Below are 16,910 nucleotides of genomic sequence, written 5' to 3' on the forward strand. Positions count from 1 at the left end.
GACCATACGGGTTATATAGGAGAAGAAACTCATTTCTTCCATATTACAGACATTCCCGGGCGCAGTCCTTCTATCTTCTCCATCGGAGAGGCCTTCACTTCGAACGTTTTCAGGTCGAACTGTCCGGTGGTCTTGGTGGCTTTCCAGGCAGCATAGGTGCCGAGGTCTTTCATATAATATACTTTCAGACGGATGTTTTTGTCGAGGGCGGGAATAAAGGCCTCGAATTCCGCATCCATATTCAAGCCCGCCAACAAATCTTCGCGTACATTGAATGTTACCCACATGTTGTTCATCACGGCAATATTCATGATGGGAGCACCTGTACCTACGAGTTCGCCTACTTTTGGGAAGATTTCTGAAACCTCGCCGGCTGTCTGTGCTATCAAATAAGTCTCTCTGATATACGACTCTACTTCGGCCACGGCTCCTTTGGCACGCTCCACCAAGGCGGCGGCGGCAGCTTTGTCTTCGCGTTCCGCACCGTTCTTGGCCATGTCGTATTGTGCCTTGGCGGCTTTTTCGGTGGCTTTGGCGGCGTCGAGTTGGGCTGTCGCTTCATCCAGCTTCTGGGCTGTCATCACACCTTGTTCGTGCAGGTTTTTCACCCGTTTGTGCGATTTCTCGGCAATGGCAAGTCCGGCACGGGCTTTTTGCCATATCTCGTAGGCGGCTTGTATCTGTTCCTGCCGGGCACCTTTCAAAGCTTTTTCGTTCTGAGCTTGCGCGGCAGCTTCGGCGGCACGTGCTTGCTCCAATTTGGCTTGTACGTCCGGAGCTTCCAGGATAGCCAGCGTGTCGCCGGCTTGTACGCTTTGTCCTTCTTTGACGCGGAATTCCAAGATACGTCCCGGAACCTTGCTCGATACGCGATACTCCGTTACTTCTGCTTGTCCTTGTACGATTTCCGGCCCTTTGCGTAGCATAAAGAAACCAACGAGAGCTACTACGGCTATAATTCCTATCAGCGTGAGGAAAGCCAGCAGCATGTTACTGTTTTGCGATTTTGTATCCATCTTTTTATTTTAGCATTTAATTCCTTTTCAATTCTCCGGAAAAAGCAATCCGAAGCTCTGTTGCCGTTTTTGTTTGGCCTATGGCACATCCTGTAATCCCGTTTTTTCAGGGGTGCAATACGGCAAGTTGTCCCATAGCCTTCTTCAGGTAGACTTCCGTAAGCTTCACGTCTATTTGCGCGTCTATCTTATCCGATTGGGCCGACAGCCAGGCTGTATGAGCCTCAAGTACGTTGCTTGCAGGAATCACACCTTCTTCGAAGCCGAGGTTGGCATACCGCAGGTTTTCGTTGGCTTTCTCAAGGTTTTTCTCGGCCATAGCCAGCTTTTTGGCTGCTTCATCTACCTTGAAAGCAGATTGGTTGACTTGCAACTCTATTTTCTCTTTGGCTTCGTCCAATCGGTATCGGGCAATCCGTGCTTCGGATTTGGCTGCTTTTACTTTGTACAGGCCCTCCCCCCAATGCCAGATGGGGACGGAAACCATCACGCCTACATTCCACATGCCTTTGAATTTCTTTTCAAAACCGTTGAAGAAAGAGGGATTAGATACCATGTATCCTCCCATCAAAGCCATGGATGGCAGATGTTCGGCACGGGTCACATTTACTTTTTGCTGATAAATTCGAGTGGCAAGTTCCAGACTGCGCACTTCGGGACGGTTGGCATATACGTTGTCGATATCAATAACCTTGGCGGGCACGAAACCGGGGGCCAGGTCTTCCTTCTGTTCGTCTTCCAATATGACGGGGGTGTTGAGGTCGAGACCGCACAACTGACACAGTAGCATTTTAGAAAGGCTCAAGCCGTCGGTCACTTTAGTCAGTGTCATTTCTGCCTCGTTCACCTTGACTTTTACCGAAAGTCCGTCTGCTTTGGTGGCAACTCCTTGGGCGATCATCTTATCGACATCGCTATCCAGCTTCTGCAATAATTCCAGGTATCCTTCGGCCAGTTTCTTTTTGTGGGCAAGCGACACGACTTGCCAGTAAGCCTGATCGGTGCTTAGGATCACTTCTTGCATGCCGGTGTTATGTTGCTGTTGCGCCAGCTCCTCGGCATATCGGGTGATTTTATTATATGCACGTATCTTTCCTCCCATATAGAGTGGTTGGGTGAGGGTGAGTGCGCCTGCATACATGTTGCGGGTGTCTGTACGAAAAGCTTCTACGATTGAGCTGCCAACATGGTTGAGTGTGCCCTCCATGCCCTGGCCGAGCTGTCCTAACAAACCGCCCAATTGGGGGTTGGCTTGCGCTATGGCTTGTATGGCTTGTCCCAGTGGTCCGCTCAAGGTAGTGCCTATGCCGGACAATGCGCCTTTTTGTGTGTCATTTAGTATGGACAGTTCTTTTTGGCTGCGTATGTAGCTGCCTGTTGCCGAGATTTCGGGAAGATAGTTGGTGAATGCGGCCTTTTTTTGATAGTGGGCTGCCTTGACTTTCTCGCGGCTTATCTGTAATTCTTTGTTATTGGAAATGGCTAAAGCACGGCAACTATCCAAGCTGAGAGTTCTCTGTGAGAATGCTGGAATGGTCAGGCATATTAACCAGATGAAACATAATGACTTTTTCATTGGGATTATACATTGCGATGATGATAAAATTCTATTTCTTCAGGAAACAATAATTGCATAAACAACGGTGCAAAAATATTGGCTTTTAATGATACTGCAAAATAAATTAACCAGTTTTATCATTTGTCGGCTACATGTGCGGCAGTATGCTTCTCATGTCAGGCATATATTCGTTGCATATCAAAACCGTATCAGGTCCGTATTTGCTCCATATCTATACTTGAGCTCGGGGATAAGAAGCAGGTCGATGACTTCACCCAGCGGCTTGTGCTTTAAAGTCGAAGTGTGTTGGTTATCAGGTGTTTGTCGCCATCTTGTCAGACGCTTGTGTCTGACGGCTCAAACACTTGTGTCTGTCACGTCAAACACAAGTGTCTGTCGGCTTGAACACTTGCCTCTGTCACGACAAAGGCTTGCAGCTGTCAAAACAGGGGGAGGAGGGCGGGGCGGCGTAAAAGGTTCTCTTCTGCCTGACCGCTGTAAACCGGTGCATTCAGGAAATATCCGCCTGACAGGATGTTTAGCAAAAGGAACCGCTTGTCCCGCCCTTAAGTACCTATAAAGACGAAGTAAATACGGACTTGATACGAGCCTGATACGGAGTAAGTCCCGAATTACTCCAATGCGAATGATTGTGAACCGATGAGGGTGCCGTCTGCGAAAATATCTACCCGATAGGTGCCGGCATAGAGATACTCTTCCACATCCCAATAAACGGTGACGGCCTGTTCTTCTCCGTTGTATTCTATGTACTTTTTGATAGAATAGGTCAAGTTGCGATTCTCGTATGGGAAGGTATTGGATGCACTTTTGGTCAGCACGTCGTTGTCCGGTTTGGTGATGCGGATGTAGAGGGTGCGTTCTCCGGTTTCGGCGGTAATGTTCTTTACGATGCTGAAGTTTATTTTTAGTTTCACGACATCTTTAACTTTCTTGGCCACCTTACCGCGTTTATTGGTGGCTTGTACGGATATGTTGGTGGCATCCAGTTGGGCGGCAAGGGTCACGGTCTTGGTGAGATTCTTTTTCTCTTCTGACAAGTTGCTGATCTGTCGCGAAGCCGCATTGTATTTCTGGGTAACATCGGCTATGATCTCTTTTTGTTGGGCTGTAAGCCGATTCAAGGAGTCTATCTGGTTGATGTAGCCAATCATGACTTTGCGTAGGGAAGCCAATTCTTTTTTCAGGCGTCTGATTTCGGAGGCGTTGCTGCTTTTTACCGTGCGCAACTCTTCCAGGAGGCGTTGGGTCTTGAGCTGCTCCTGCTCCAAAAGAACAGAAAGGGAGTCGTTGGAAACACTCAGCTTCAGTTCGTCATACTGCTTGGCGAAGTCGGTGTATTGGTTCTCCAAGTCTTCTTTTTCCAATTGAAACTCCTGCGTCAACTCATAGTTGGTTTTCTTCTCGGAAATCAGCAATACGGTGACACCGATCAACAGCAGCACTAATATAGTTCCAACAATAATCAGGGATTTGTTCTTTGTCATTGATGTTTTGTTTAATTTTTGTTTCTGAGTATGTGTCATTTGCAATGGTGCGGAATGACTGCCTGATTTTTGCGGCAAAGATAGCTAAAAAACCAATTAAGAAATTGAAAAAAAAGTTTTTCCTTTTATTCGTGTCTGCTAAAACTTCTCTCCGTCTGATTTATTCCTCCTAAAGCCGATTATATGAAAGGTACACCACGCACTTCCAATCTCGAAACCTTTCAGGAAAAGAAAAACATTTACTTCTTAGAGTGCTCTTCTCCTCAACCTTACTCGCTATATGGATGTCCCCGGCTGGAAGTATAGGTGCAGCACGGTGGAGATATGTCTCCACCAAAACCAGCCTACTGGTATCTCTTATAAGAGGTATTTCTTGATAAGTACTTGGTATTGATTCTCAATAAAATAAAATCGTGATTAAGGCTGCTGAATGCAGATACTAAAGTGATAATCGGTAAGTTTTGTCGAAAGCCAATGGCTCCCTTTAAACCGGCTTAAAACGGGTATCTCCTCGCGGTGAGAAGACACGTGGCAGTCGGCTGTCTCAATTTAGGCACATTTCGTTCACTATCCTTTGTTTTCTCCTATCTTTTTGTTTCATTTGCAAGCAATCTTTCTATAATTATTGTGAAATGAAACGATTATATTTGTTCCTTTGGGGCATCTGCATGGTTTGTCTCTCTGCCGCGGCGCAAAACTACATGTTCAAATGCCTGGAAGTGAAAGACGGTCTCCCCAATAATCAGATCAACTCCATTTGCAAAGACTCGCAAGGCTTTCTGTGGTTCGGTACGGCTTCCGGGTTGGCGCGCTATGACGGTTATCGATTCCGGACGTTCCGCCATGACGATAGCCGGACAACTTCCATTCCCGACAATTTTGTGGAAAACATCGTGGAAGACAGTGAAGGCAGGCTTTGGATGCGGATAGGCGAAACGAATTATACCTTTTTTGACCCTGTGGCGGAGACCTTTGAGAACGATATGCGTGGCTATATGTGGAATATCGGTATAAACGGAGTCCCGCAGGAGGTAATGGTGGACAAGGAGAAAACTCTTTGGTTCTATGTGCCCGGAGTGGGATGCTACCGTTATCGTGCCGGTGAAAAAAAAGCCGAAGGGCTTCTTTTTACAACCAGAGGATTACCGCAAGGTAACATCACCGGCATGATAGATAGCAAAGAGGGTATCTTGCTGGCTTATAGTAACGGACGCATTGTTTGTATAGATAGCCGGCGCATGGCGCTGAAGTGGACGCTGACCGACATCACTGAGATGGTGGGAGAGGAATATGTAGAGACGTTCTCTTTATTCGTGGACAGAGATGAAGACCTTTGGATATATGGTGCTCCGGGCCTATGGGTCTATAATCTGAAAAGCAAGGAATGGAAAAAGAACCGTAGCGACCGGATAAGCAACCTTTCGCACAACATGATAAGGAGCATTACTCAAGACCGTAAAGGGCATATCTGGCTGGGAAAAGATCAGGAGGGGATAGACGTTCTGGACAAGAAAACGGGGAAAATCACATCGCTGATAAGCCATCCGGATAATGAACGTGGGCTGCCCCACAATACGATTATGGAACTATATGAAGATGCCGCCGGCATCATGTGGGTGGGTACCTATAAAAAAGGTGTGGCCTACTATGACGAAAGTATCTATAAATTTGCTTTAAGTCCGTTGGGCGACGTCAATGCCATAGAAGACGGCAGAGATGGCACTTTGTGGCTTGGAACGAACGATGGAGGGTTGGTGCATTGGAATCCGCAGAGCGGAGAGAAGAATACGTTTCTTCGCCGGGGAGAGAACTCGCTTACCGCAAACGTGGTAGTCAGTCTGTTGAAGGCAAAAGACGGCAGGTTGTGGATTGGTACTTTCTGGGGAGGATTGGATTGTTATGACGGTCATCGCTTCGTTCACTATCGCCATCAACCGGGCAATCCCAATTCTTTATCGAACAACAATGTATGGTCTTTGGCCGAGGACGAGGAAGGAAATATCTGGATAGGTACACTAAGTGGGGGAGTACAGCGACTGAATCCTAAAACCGGAGTCTTTACTAATTATAATGTGGCAACTTGCGGTCTTATTTCGGACTACATTGCTTCCATCTGCATGGGGCGTAACAATCGCCTGATCATAGGAACGGCTTCTTCGGGCATTTCCATCCTCGACTTGAATACCGGACGGGCAACTAATTATGTGGGGACGAAGTCGGGAAATGCACGCTTCTCCAATCAGAGTGTCAATCAGGTGTATGAGGACAGTCGCGGACTGATTTGGATTGCCACGCGCGACGGGTTGAATCTTTACGATCCCGTCAATGACGGTTTGCAGGTTATCTCTCTTCCACAAGAGATTTCCGGTCGTTTCATCTCCGGTATTGTGGAAGACAAGCACCGTAACATGTGGGTCACTACTGCCGACGGAGTGGTCAACATGGTCGTATTGCAGGACAAACGTTCGCAAGAATATGCTTTTCACTTTCATGTGTATAACGATAAGGATGGTTTGCAAGGCAGTGAGTTCAACCTGCGTTCCATCGAACGTTCGGATTCGGGTGAGATTGTGATGGGAGGACTGTATGGCATCAATATTTTTAATCCTGATGTCATAAAATACAATCGCACACAGCCCAAAGTGATATTTACTGATTTCCGTCTGTTCAATGAAGAGGTGGAAGTGGGGCGAGAGTATGGTGGACGTGTTGTGCTGGATAAATCTCTCAATCATATAGGCGAGTTGACGCTCGATTACCGGCAGAATGTCTTTACGGTTGTATTTGCATCAGACAATTATGTGTTGCCCGAGAAGACCCGCTACATTTATAAGCTGGAAGGCTTTGATAACGACTGGATGACCTCTGCTTCGGACATGCGGCGGGCCACCTATACCAATCTGGCTCCCGGTGCTTACGTGCTGAGGGTAAAGGCTGTCAACAGCGATGGTTTTGCAGGGACGGAAGAGGCCGTGCTGAAGATTGTGATTCTTCCCCCCTTCTGGCAGACCACGTGGGCATATATATTCTATGTGTTGCTGTTGGCGGGAATTATCTATCTTTCTATCCGTGCCGTAGAACGCAAGGAACGGAACAAGTTTAAAATCAGACAGATGGAACAGGATGCCCGGAAGATGGAAGAGGTGAACCAGATGAAGTTTCGTTTCTTTACGAACGTCAGTCATGAATTGCGCACACCGCTTACACTGATAATATCTCCGCTGGAAAGCATGATGAAAGAGGTGTCGGACGACAAACAATTGGGACGCTTGACGTTGATGCATCGCAATGCGCTTCGGCTGTTGAATCTCGTGAACCAATTGCTCGATTTTCGCAAGAGTGAAGTGGCGGGGCTGCATCTCACTTCTGCCGAAGGGGATATAGTGGCTTTCGTAAGGCATATTTGCGCATCTTTCCTGATGCTTTCTGAGAAGAAGAATATACATCTGACCTTTTATTCGGCTGTGGAGTCTTTGAACATGTTGTTTGATGAAGATAAAATGGGCAAGGTGGTGATGAACCTGCTTTCCAATGCCTTCAAGTTCACGCCCGAAGGAGGCCGGGTGGATGTTTCGATGGAAGTGTTGAAGGGTGAACCGGATAAATTACTGTTGAAAGTATCGGATACGGGAACCGGAATAAAGGATGAAGATAAAGAGCACATCTTCGAGCGCTTCTATCAGGTCGATCATCCTAATCCGAATCTTCAGTCTACGGGCAGTGGTATAGGCTTGAGCCTGGTGCACGATTTTGTGACACTGCATGAAGGTACGGTGCAGGTATTGGATAATGTGGGTGCCGGAAGCGTATTTCTTGTGACCATTCCTATCAAGCAGGTCGGTCGGGAAGGGGCTGTTTCTAAATCCGGCAGAAAGAAAGAGGCGGAGAAAGTCTTTGTTGAGTCGGAAATAGAGCAAGTCTTGGACGAAGAAAACGAAGTATTGTCCGATGATATGGACGATACGACCGATGGCGGAGACAAAGAACAGCCATTGGTGCTGGTTGTGGATGACAGCGATGACTTGGTGGCCTTCATGAAGGATAGTCTGAGCCTCTATTTCCGCATACAGACCGCTTCGAACGGAAGGGAGGCATGGCAGCTGATACCGGATTTGCAGCCGGATATCATTGTAAGTGACGTGATGATGCCCGAAATGGATGGCAACGAACTGTGCCGTTGGGTGAAAACCGACAAGCGCACCGAGAATATTCCGGTCATATTGCTCACTGCCAAGCAAGCGGTAGAAGATAAAGTGGAAAGCCTGACTATCGGGGCGGACGATTATGTGACGAAACCTTTCAATGTGGAGGTACTGATACTGCGCATGCGTAAACTGATTGACTTGTACGGTAAGCGCAGACAGCGTTTACGGATTGAACCTGAACCGAGCCGGATAGTTATCACCTCGTTGGACGAACAGTTGGTGGCGGATGCCATCAAGTATGTGGAAGCCAACATCGGCCGCAGCGACTTGTCTGTCGAAGAGTTGAGCCGTGAACTGGGGATGAGCAGGGTGCATCTTTATAAAAAGCTTTCGCAGATCACGGGCAAGACACCTATCGAGTTCATTCGCATCATCCGTCTGAAGAGAGCAGCGCAACTGCTTCGTGAAAGTCAGCGGAATGTATCGGAGATTGCCTATCAGCTCGGCTTTAATAATCCTAAATATTTCAGCAAGTACTTCAGGGACGAGTTCGGCGTTTTGCCCTCTGTCTATCAGGAGAGAGAGGGTAAATAACCGGAATTCGATATAAGGTTCCGGATATGGGTTTCATCCGTACAAGAAAGAGTTTTCATCAGCGGATAAAACCTCTCTTTGCCTTGTCTGAAACAGGAAGAGATTAGGAGGGGAGTTCTATCTTAGCGCTTGCGATGTATATCGCAGGCGCTAAGATATATATCGCAAGGCGCAAGATATACATCGCAAGCGCTAAGATAGAGTTTTCTCCCGTTGGCGGCGAATGTTTTCAGGCAGGTCTCATCATCTTTCGGACGGCATCTCGTTCACTTCTTTTCTTAATATCGGGTCAAATAACAACAGATACCCATTCCGGAAACATTTTATCTTTAAAGGCATCAAAAGATACCTTTTGTCTCAACATCCGGGAGGTGTGTTCCGGAAGAGGCTTCTTATCTTTGCACCGGAAGAAAAATCACTTTAAAGAACAGTAACGTATGAATTTGAAAAACACTTCAGTTTATTTGCTTGCCGCATGGATGCTTGCCGCATGTGCCGGAAGCGGACTTCAAAAGACGGAAAACGGCGTGATTATAGAAGTAAGCCGACAACGGCCTGCGGATGTGCGTAAGGTAAGGTTGGAGGTGATGGGCGAGAAGCTCATCCGCGTATCGGCCACTCCGGAGAAAGAGTTCTCGAAGGAACCAAGTCTCATACTGATTCCCCGGCAGCATAAAACAGCGTTTAAGGTGGAGGAGCAGGCGGATGAAGTCTGTGTGAAGACCTCCGAATTATGTGCCATCGTTTCAAAGAAAACCGGCGAAGTGCGTTTTACCGATGCTGCCGGAAACCTGATTCTGGCGGAAGACAGCAACGGAAGAACCTTTGCCCCGATCGAAGTGGAAGGTACCAAAGGATATACCGTTCGGCAAGTGTTCCGATCGGCGGGCAACGATGAGGCCTACTATGGCCTGGGGCAGCATCAGGCGGATGAGTTCAACTACAAGGGGAAAAATGAGGAGCTGTTTCAATACAACACCAAAGTTTCCGTTCCGTTTATTGTTTCCAATAAGAATTACGGTGTGCTTTGGGATAGTTATTCCCTTTGTCGTTTCGGCGACCCGCGCGAATACTCGCAGTTGGGCGGTGTATTCAAGCTGTATGACAAGGATGGCAAGGAAGGTGCCTTGACGGGTACATACGTTCCGGCCGATAGGCGCGTGGAGACCATCGTACGCCGTGAGGATTCTCTCTATTTCGAGCATCTGGATCGTGCCGCCCGTTTGAAGAAAGTGATAAACCTGCCGGACGGATTCCCGTTTATGGGAGCGGGCGTGACGTATGAAGGCGAGATAGAACCATCGGAAACCGGCTTGTTCCGCTTCATCCTCTATTATGCCGGCTATACCAAAGTATATATCAATAATGAGTTGGCAGTGCCCGAACGTTGGCGCACGGCCTGGAATCCCAACAGCTATAAGTTTGCGGTGAATCTGGAAGCAGGCAAGCGTGTTCCTTTAAAGATTGAGTGGAAACCCGACGGGCAAGTCTCTTACTGCGGATTGAGAGTGCTCAGCCCGGTGGCCGATGAAGAGCAGAACAAACTCTCCTGGTGGGGCGAAATGCAGAACGAGATAAACTATTACTTCGTATATGGCGACAATATGGACGAGGTGGTCAGCGGCTATCGTACACTGACCGGCAAGAGCCCGATTATGCCGAAGTGGGCAATGGGTTATTGGCAGAGTCGTGAAAAGTACAACACGAAGGAGGAGGTGCTCTCTACCTTGAAGGAATTCCGCAAACGTCGGATTCCCATCGACAACATCGTCATCGACTGGTTGCACTGGAAGCAGGATGCGTGGGGAAGCCATGAATTCGACCCTGAACGTTTTCCCGACCCCAAGGGGATGGTGCACTCTATCCATTCCATGAACGGCCGTGTAATGATTTCCGTGTGGCCCAAGTTCTATGTGACGACCGAGCATTATAAGGAATTCGACGAGAAAGGTTGGATGTATCGGCAGGCCGTAAAAGACAGTATCAGAGACTGGGTAGGTCCGGGTTATCTGGGTTCTTTCTACGATGCTTACGATGCCGATGCGCGTAAGCTCTTCTGGAAACAGATACAAGACCATTACTATCCTCTCGGAATCGATGCATGGTGGATGGATGCCAGCGAACCGAATGTGCGCGACTGCACGGATATTCAGTATCGTAAAGACCTTTCCGGCCCTACGGCTCTGGGTCCTTCGGCCAAGTTCTTCAACACGTATGCCTTGATGAATGCCGAAGCTATCTATGACGGCCAACGCGGCATCGAGCCGGACAAGCGTGTCTTTCTGCTGACTCGTTCGGGCTTTGCCGGGCTGCAACGCTACTCCACCGCCACTTGGAGCGGTGACATTGCCACCCGTTGGGAAGACATGAAGGCGCAAATATCTGCCGGACTGAACTTTGCCGTCAGTGGAATTCCTTACTGGACGATGGATATCGGTGGATTCTGCGTAGAGAATCGTTACGTGGCAGGCCAGCAGGAACTCAACCGGACGGGACGCGAGAATGCGGACTATAAAGAGTGGAGAGAATTGAATGCCCGTTGGTATCAGTTCGGTGCTTTCTGTCCTTTGTTCCGTGCGCATGGGCAGTACCCGTTTCGCGAAGTATGGAACATTGCTCCCGAAGGGCATCCATGCTATAATTCCATCGTTTATTATACCAAACTGCGCTATAACATGATGCCGTATATCTATTCATTGGCAGGCATGACCCATTTCAACGATTATACCATCATGCGCCCGTTGGTGATGGACTTCACGGCAGATGCAAGCGTCAACGATGTAGGCGACCAGTTCATGTTCGGACCGGCACTGATGGTTGCTCCGGTTTATGAATACGGTGCACGCATGCGTGAGATGTATTTCCCCGCCGGTTGCGGATGGTATGACTTCTACACCGGAACCTACGTGGAAGGTGGCCGGAAGCTGACAGTGGCTGCCCCTTATGAGCGCATACCGCTCTATGTACGTGCAGGAGCCATCATCCCCTTTGGTCCCGACATGCAATATAGCGACGAGAAGCAGGCAGAGGAAATCACGCTCTTTGTTTATGCAGGGCAAGACGGGGCATTTACCCTCTACGAAGACGAAGGGGTGAATTATAACTATGAGAAAGGAAAATATGCTGCCATCCCGTTTGTTTACAACGATGCAGAGGGAACTTTGACCATCGGCGATCGCACGGGCGAATATTCCGGTATGTTGGAAGAACGTATCTTCAATGTGGTGAAAGTGGGCAAAGATAAAGTGCAAGCCTTTGATTTGAAGGCGAAAGGTGCAGTGGTGAAATACAACGGAAAAGCACAGCGTGTGAAACTCTAATAACGTCTATTCGTGATGAAGAAACTATTGTTGCTTTTAATCGGACAGTCCGGAAGCATACGACTGACGGCTGCGGCCGATGGACTGAAACAAGGAGCGGCGGTTGTGAAAGTAAACTAACGTACTTCGGTCGGAGAAAAGTATTTGTTTCGGTGGTTTGTTTCATTATCTTTTCCTTGTTGAGAATTAATACCGTATGCTTGTCCGGAGGTATCCCCTGCAAGAGATACCTGTAGGCAGGCTTAGGTAGAGATATATCTCTATCGTGCTGGAAATATATCTCCACCGTGCTGCATCTATACTTCCAGCCGGGGCCATCTATATAACCGGTTGTGACAGGACGGTTACTTCTCTTTGAAGTAAATATTTTTCTTCCTCCTGCAAGACTTCGGGAATTGGAAGTGTGTGGTGTATTTTTCATGTGGCCTTTTCTTGCAGGTTTAATCTTTTTTACTATGTTTGCAGATGGTTACTTTAATAGCTATGGCCTATGCAGACATTATTTACCGGTGATCCGTCTACTACGGTGCAGTATTTTCCCCGTGTTTCCATCAAGATACATTGTTGCAGGTATTGGTGGTTGAAGAATTGGGAATACAGTACGCTTTCGTTTCCTTTCTGGCGGATTTACCGCAATACCGGAGTTGGCGGTGTCATCGAATATCGGGGCACGACCTATCGCATGGAAACGAATAAAGTCTATCTCATCGCTCCAAATACGGATTACAGCTCGCGCATAGAAGGGAATAGCATTCCCCGTCGGGGGAATTGCCTATGTGGAGGAAACCTCGGCGCCTTGGCGGAAAGTGAGCGGGAACAGTTGCTGGCAAATGGGGCCATCGGGCATTTGTTCGTTCATTTCTCGTTAGGATTTCCGTATGATAATGCGCTGACGGGTGTCTTTCCTATCGACCTGACGGAAAGTCTGGAAGCGAAAATCGACCATATGCAACGCTATCTCCTGAGCAGTGGGCAAATATCCACGTTCGGTATAGGGGCTTTTTTGAACGTTCAGGCACTTATCTGTGAGATACTTTTGGGCGTTGAGGGAAGCCAATGGAAGCCAAACACCGGCGATGTCCGCATTGCGCAAGCCATCAGTTATATTGAAGACCATTGCGAAGAGAATCTGTCCAACGAACTACTGGCGAGTAGGGCTTGCATGGCCACTAACTCCTTTTCTCGTCTGTTCAAGAATGAGACGGGAGTCACTTTACAGAAGTTTGTCAAGAAGAAAAGGATAGATTATGCTTGTATGCTCATCACTCATACCGGAATGAGTATCGAGGAGATAGCCGCCAAGACGGGCTTCTCCAACCGTTTCCATTTTACCCGCGTGTTTTGTGAAATCATGAAAGTGGCTCCGGGCAAGTATCGGGATTTGTTCTTATTTCCTCCTGCATAGAAACACTATCTGAAAGAGTCTGCCTCTCTGCAACTTGTTGTTCGTTTCCGCGTATATATAGGAAGAAAAAGACTCCTTTACGATTGCGAATGTTTGTTACAGATACAACATGAAACGTATCGGATATTTGTTAACTCCGAAGATTGTCGTATGTTTGCATCCGTGATTTTATGTTAAACTAATCTAATTTTACTATGGTTAAAGAGAGATTATCTAAAGTGCTCTCCATTTCCTTGTTTTGCTTAATGGGGGGGGTAATTCTTTGTCCTTCAATCAGTTATGCTGATGCGAATGAAGCGCTGGTTGTTCAGCAAACACGTACGGTGAAAGGACTTGTGAGTGATGAGCTCGGTCCGGTCGCCGGTGCAACGGTTATTGTAAAAGGTACGCAGAACGGAGTCATCACCAATGTGAACGGAGAATTTACGCTTTCGGGTGTTAAGGTGGGCGATGTCATCGAAGTGTCATACATCGGTTATGCCACTCTTAGCGTGAAATACAATGGCGAACAACGCTTGAGTTTGCAACTGAAAGAAGATTCGCAACAACTGGGTGAAGTGGTGGTGACTGCTTTGGGCATCAAGCGTGAAAAGAAAGCGTTGGGCTACTCCATGCAGGAGGTGAAAGGTACTGATATTTTGCAGGCCCGCGAAACCAATGTGGCCAACGCCCTTTCGGGAAAAGTATCCGGTTTGCAGATCATACGTTCGGGAAATGGCCCCGGCAGTTCTTCTAAAATCCAATTGCGCGGAAACAATTCATTGACAGGCCTTAACCAGCCACTTATCGTGGTAGACGGTATTCCGATGGAGAACTTCACCGGAGCGGCGAATAATGACTTTTGGAATCCTTCGGCGGATATGGGTAACGGTATTTCGGACATCAGTTCCGATGACATTGCTTCCATGTCGGTGCTGAAAGGTGCTTCGGCTGCCGCTCTTTATGGTTCGCGTGCGGGTAACGGCGTTATCCTTATCACTACCAAGTCCGGACGCAAGACCGAAGGATTGGGTGTCACGATTTCGGGAACCGTATCGGCCGAAACCATTTTCATGTCGCCCAAGATGCAGAATTCATTCGGGCAAGGTTCTAACGGTACGTTCGACAAAGACGCCGGCTCCAGTTGGGGACCGAAAATCGAAGGACAGGAGTACACAAACTGGAACGATCAGAAGGTGCGTATGAGTTCGTTCGACAACGTGGGCAACTATTTTAATACCGGTATCAATCTGACGGAGACGTTCTCGTTTACACAGCAATATAACAAGACGTCAATCTATACGTCGCTCACCCGTATGGATGACAGTAGCAAGATTCCGAGTTCCAAACTGAAACGTACCGGCTTGACGGCACGTGCCACATCTACTTTCGGAAAAGATGATCGCTGGACGTTTGATACCAAGATACAGTACATCAATGCCGAGGCTCAAAATCGTCCCATCAGCGGTAAGAACAATTCCAATAACTTCTTGGCCATGTATTTGTTACCTCGCTCGATGGATATTCGCGATTTCTCGGCAGGCACGCGTTCGGACAACAAAATGTTGTGGTACGGCAGTAGCCAGCAAATCAATCCTTATTGGATGGAAACGCACAAGCTGAACCGTGATGTACGCGATCGTTTCTTGTTGAGCGGCTCGTTGAAATATCGCTTCACCTCATGGCTGGACGCCGAGTTGAGAGCCGGTTCGGACATGTACTTCACAGAGTATGAGAACAAGACATATTCAGGAAGTTCATTGAAAAACACTTACTCTATCAAACAGGAACGTTTCTATGAGAACAATTACAGTTTCCTGCTTAGTGCCCGCAAGGATAATCTGTTCGGGAAGTGGGGTGGAAGCGCTACGTTCGGAGGTAACTTGATGATGCGCCACCATCGCGCCATTTCAACAAGCCCGGGTGAACTGAAAGTGCCCGATTTGTTCACAGTAAATAATGCAACGAAGTCGGTTAGTGTAGGCGAAGAATTCAGCCGTAAGAAAATCAACTCTCTTTATGGTACAGCTCAAATCAACTACAATGGTTTCTTGTTTATAGACGGAACATTCCGTAACGATTGGTCTTCTACCTTGTCGAAAGAGAATCGTTCGTTCTTCTATCCTTCAATATCCGCATCATGGGTAATCTCGGAAATGCTTGAGAAAATGGACAAGCCGTTGCCCGAATGGTTTACCTATGCAAAACTGAGAGGTTCGTATGCAGAAGTGGGTAACTCTCTTGAACCTTATCAGCTTTACAATACTTACTCCATCGGTCAGGCACCAGATAATACAACGACTGTATCTCAGGATAAGGTTTTGTATAACAGCAATGTACGCTCGGAGTTAATCAAGTCGTGGGAATTCGGAGCAGAGATACGTTTCTTCAACAATCGTTTGGGATTCGATTTCTCATGGTATAAATCGAATGCTACCCGCCAGTTGATTAATTTGCCGATGGATAACCTTTCCGGTTATGAAAAACGTAAGGTGAATGCCGGAAATATCGAGAACAAGGGCTTTGAGTTGATGGTAAACGCTCGTCCGATAGAGTTGAAGAACGGTTTCAGCTGGGATTTGATGGTGAACTTCTCTGCCAATAAAAACCGTATCATCGAACTCTATAAGACAGCCGATGAGGAAGTCACTCTTTATCCCTTGGGTGGTTACGACAACTTGCAGGTATATGCCACTGCCGGAGGCAACTACGGAGAAATCTGGGGAACCGTGCTGAAGCGTGTCACTGATGAGAAATCGCCTTACTACGGTAAGCTGATCACTCAAAACGGATTGCCTACGGCAACCACCGAGAAACAAAAAATTGGAGATCAGCAACCGGACGCTTTATTAGGTATCAGTTCCACCTTTAATTATAAGGGATGGTCGTTGAACTTCCTGATCGATTCTCGTTTCGGTGGCGATATCTTCTCGGGTACTCACCAAACGATGCAGGCGGCAGGTACGTCCAACAAGACCGTGGTCAACGGCGAGCGTCCCCAAATGGTGGTGGATGGTGTATTCGTAAACGAAAAGGGAGAATATGAGAAAAACACCACTGAAATCTCTACACAACAATATTGGAATGCTGTGGCAGGAGGAAACCTCGGTGTGGGCGAAATCAATATTTATAGCGCTACCAATATCCGTTTGCGTAATTTAGGATTGTCTTATACTTTCAGCAAGCAACAATTAAAGAGAACTCCTTTCACACAATTAAAATTGGGCGTTTCTTGCAACAACGTATGGATGTTGAAGAGCCACATGAACGGTATAGACCCCGAATCTATCTATGCTACAAGCACCAATGCCACAGGATTTGAGTATGGTAGCTCGCCTACTTCACGCACTTATCTGTTTAATGTTACTTTCGGATTCTAAACTAAATA

General features: G+C 47.5%; 7 protein-coding genes. 4 read left to right on the forward strand and 3 right to left on the reverse strand.

The window, feature by feature from the left end; genetic code table 11:
* Window positions 1-29: 29 nt before the first annotated feature.
* From EV202_RS04760 to EV202_RS04770, 3 genes are all read right to left on the reverse strand, one after another.
* Entirely contained in the window at window positions 30-1,016 is a 987-nt protein-coding gene (locus EV202_RS04760; RefSeq protein WP_106069952.1) for an HlyD family secretion protein, read from the reverse strand.
* Between the two features lie 106 nt (window positions 1,017-1,122).
* On the reverse strand, window positions 1,123-2,592 hold the full coding sequence (locus tag EV202_RS04765) for a TolC family protein (protein WP_131925810.1): 1,470 nt from the start codon (window positions 2,590-2,592) through the stop codon (window positions 1,123-1,125).
* Window positions 2,593-3,206: 614 nt separating this feature from the next.
* Window positions 3,207-4,079: a GumC domain-containing protein gene (locus tag EV202_RS04770; protein WP_131925812.1), complete on the reverse strand. Its 873-nt coding sequence runs from the start codon at window positions 4,077-4,079 to the stop codon at window positions 3,207-3,209.
* Between the two features lie 632 nt (window positions 4,080-4,711).
* On the opposite strand from EV202_RS04770, the gene EV202_RS04775 reads away from it, so the two are divergent.
* The 4 genes from EV202_RS04775 (at window position 4,712) to EV202_RS04790 (ending at window position 16,902) form a co-directional block, all read left to right on the forward strand.
* Window positions 4,712-8,818 (forward strand): hybrid sensor histidine kinase/response regulator transcription factor, encoded by a 4,107-nt coding sequence (locus EV202_RS04775; RefSeq protein ID WP_131925814.1) that lies wholly within the window; start codon window positions 4,712-4,714, stop codon window positions 8,816-8,818.
* Between the two features lie 437 nt (window positions 8,819-9,255).
* Complete coding sequence (locus EV202_RS04780; protein ID WP_131925816.1) at window positions 9,256-12,138, forward strand: TIM-barrel domain-containing protein; 2,883 nt, start codon at window positions 9,256-9,258, stop codon at window positions 12,136-12,138.
* 490 nt (window positions 12,139-12,628) lie between these two features.
* Entirely contained in the window at window positions 12,629-13,543 is a 915-nt protein-coding gene (locus tag EV202_RS04785; RefSeq protein ID WP_131925818.1) for a helix-turn-helix domain-containing protein, read from the forward strand.
* A gap of 194 nt (window positions 13,544-13,737) precedes the next feature.
* Window positions 13,738-16,902, forward strand: coding sequence for a SusC/RagA family TonB-linked outer membrane protein (locus tag EV202_RS04790; RefSeq protein WP_131925820.1), 3,165 nt, complete (start codon window positions 13,738-13,740; stop codon window positions 16,900-16,902).
* Window positions 16,903-16,910 lie beyond the last annotated feature (8 nt).

Source organism: Prevotella heparinolytica, from assembly GCF_004342845.1.
GTDB classification, from domain to species: domain Bacteria; phylum Bacteroidota; class Bacteroidia; order Bacteroidales; family Bacteroidaceae; genus Bacteroides; species Bacteroides heparinolyticus.

What these genes read in the sequence shown, in the direction of transcription:
- EV202_RS04760 (WP_106069952.1), bottom strand. Translation starts at nt 1,016, where the DNA reads ATGGATACAAAATCGCAAAACAGTAACATGCTGCTGGCTTTCCTCACG.
- EV202_RS04765 (WP_131925810.1), bottom strand. Translation starts at nt 2,592, where the DNA reads ATGAAAAAGTCATTATGTTTCATCTGGTTAATATGCCTGACCATTCCA.
- EV202_RS04770 (WP_131925812.1), bottom strand. Translation starts at nt 4,079, where the DNA reads ATGACAAAGAACAAATCCCTGATTATTGTTGGAACTATATTAGTGCTG.
- EV202_RS04775 (WP_131925814.1), top strand. Translation starts at nt 4,712, where the DNA reads ATGAAACGATTATATTTGTTCCTTTGGGGCATCTGCATGGTTTGTCTC.
- EV202_RS04780 (WP_131925816.1), top strand. Translation starts at nt 9,256, where the DNA reads ATGAATTTGAAAAACACTTCAGTTTATTTGCTTGCCGCATGGATGCTT.
- EV202_RS04785 (WP_131925818.1), top strand. Translation starts at nt 12,629, where the DNA reads ATGCAGACATTATTTACCGGTGATCCGTCTACTACGGTGCAGTATTTT.
- EV202_RS04790 (WP_131925820.1), top strand. Translation starts at nt 13,738, where the DNA reads ATGGTTAAAGAGAGATTATCTAAAGTGCTCTCCATTTCCTTGTTTTGC.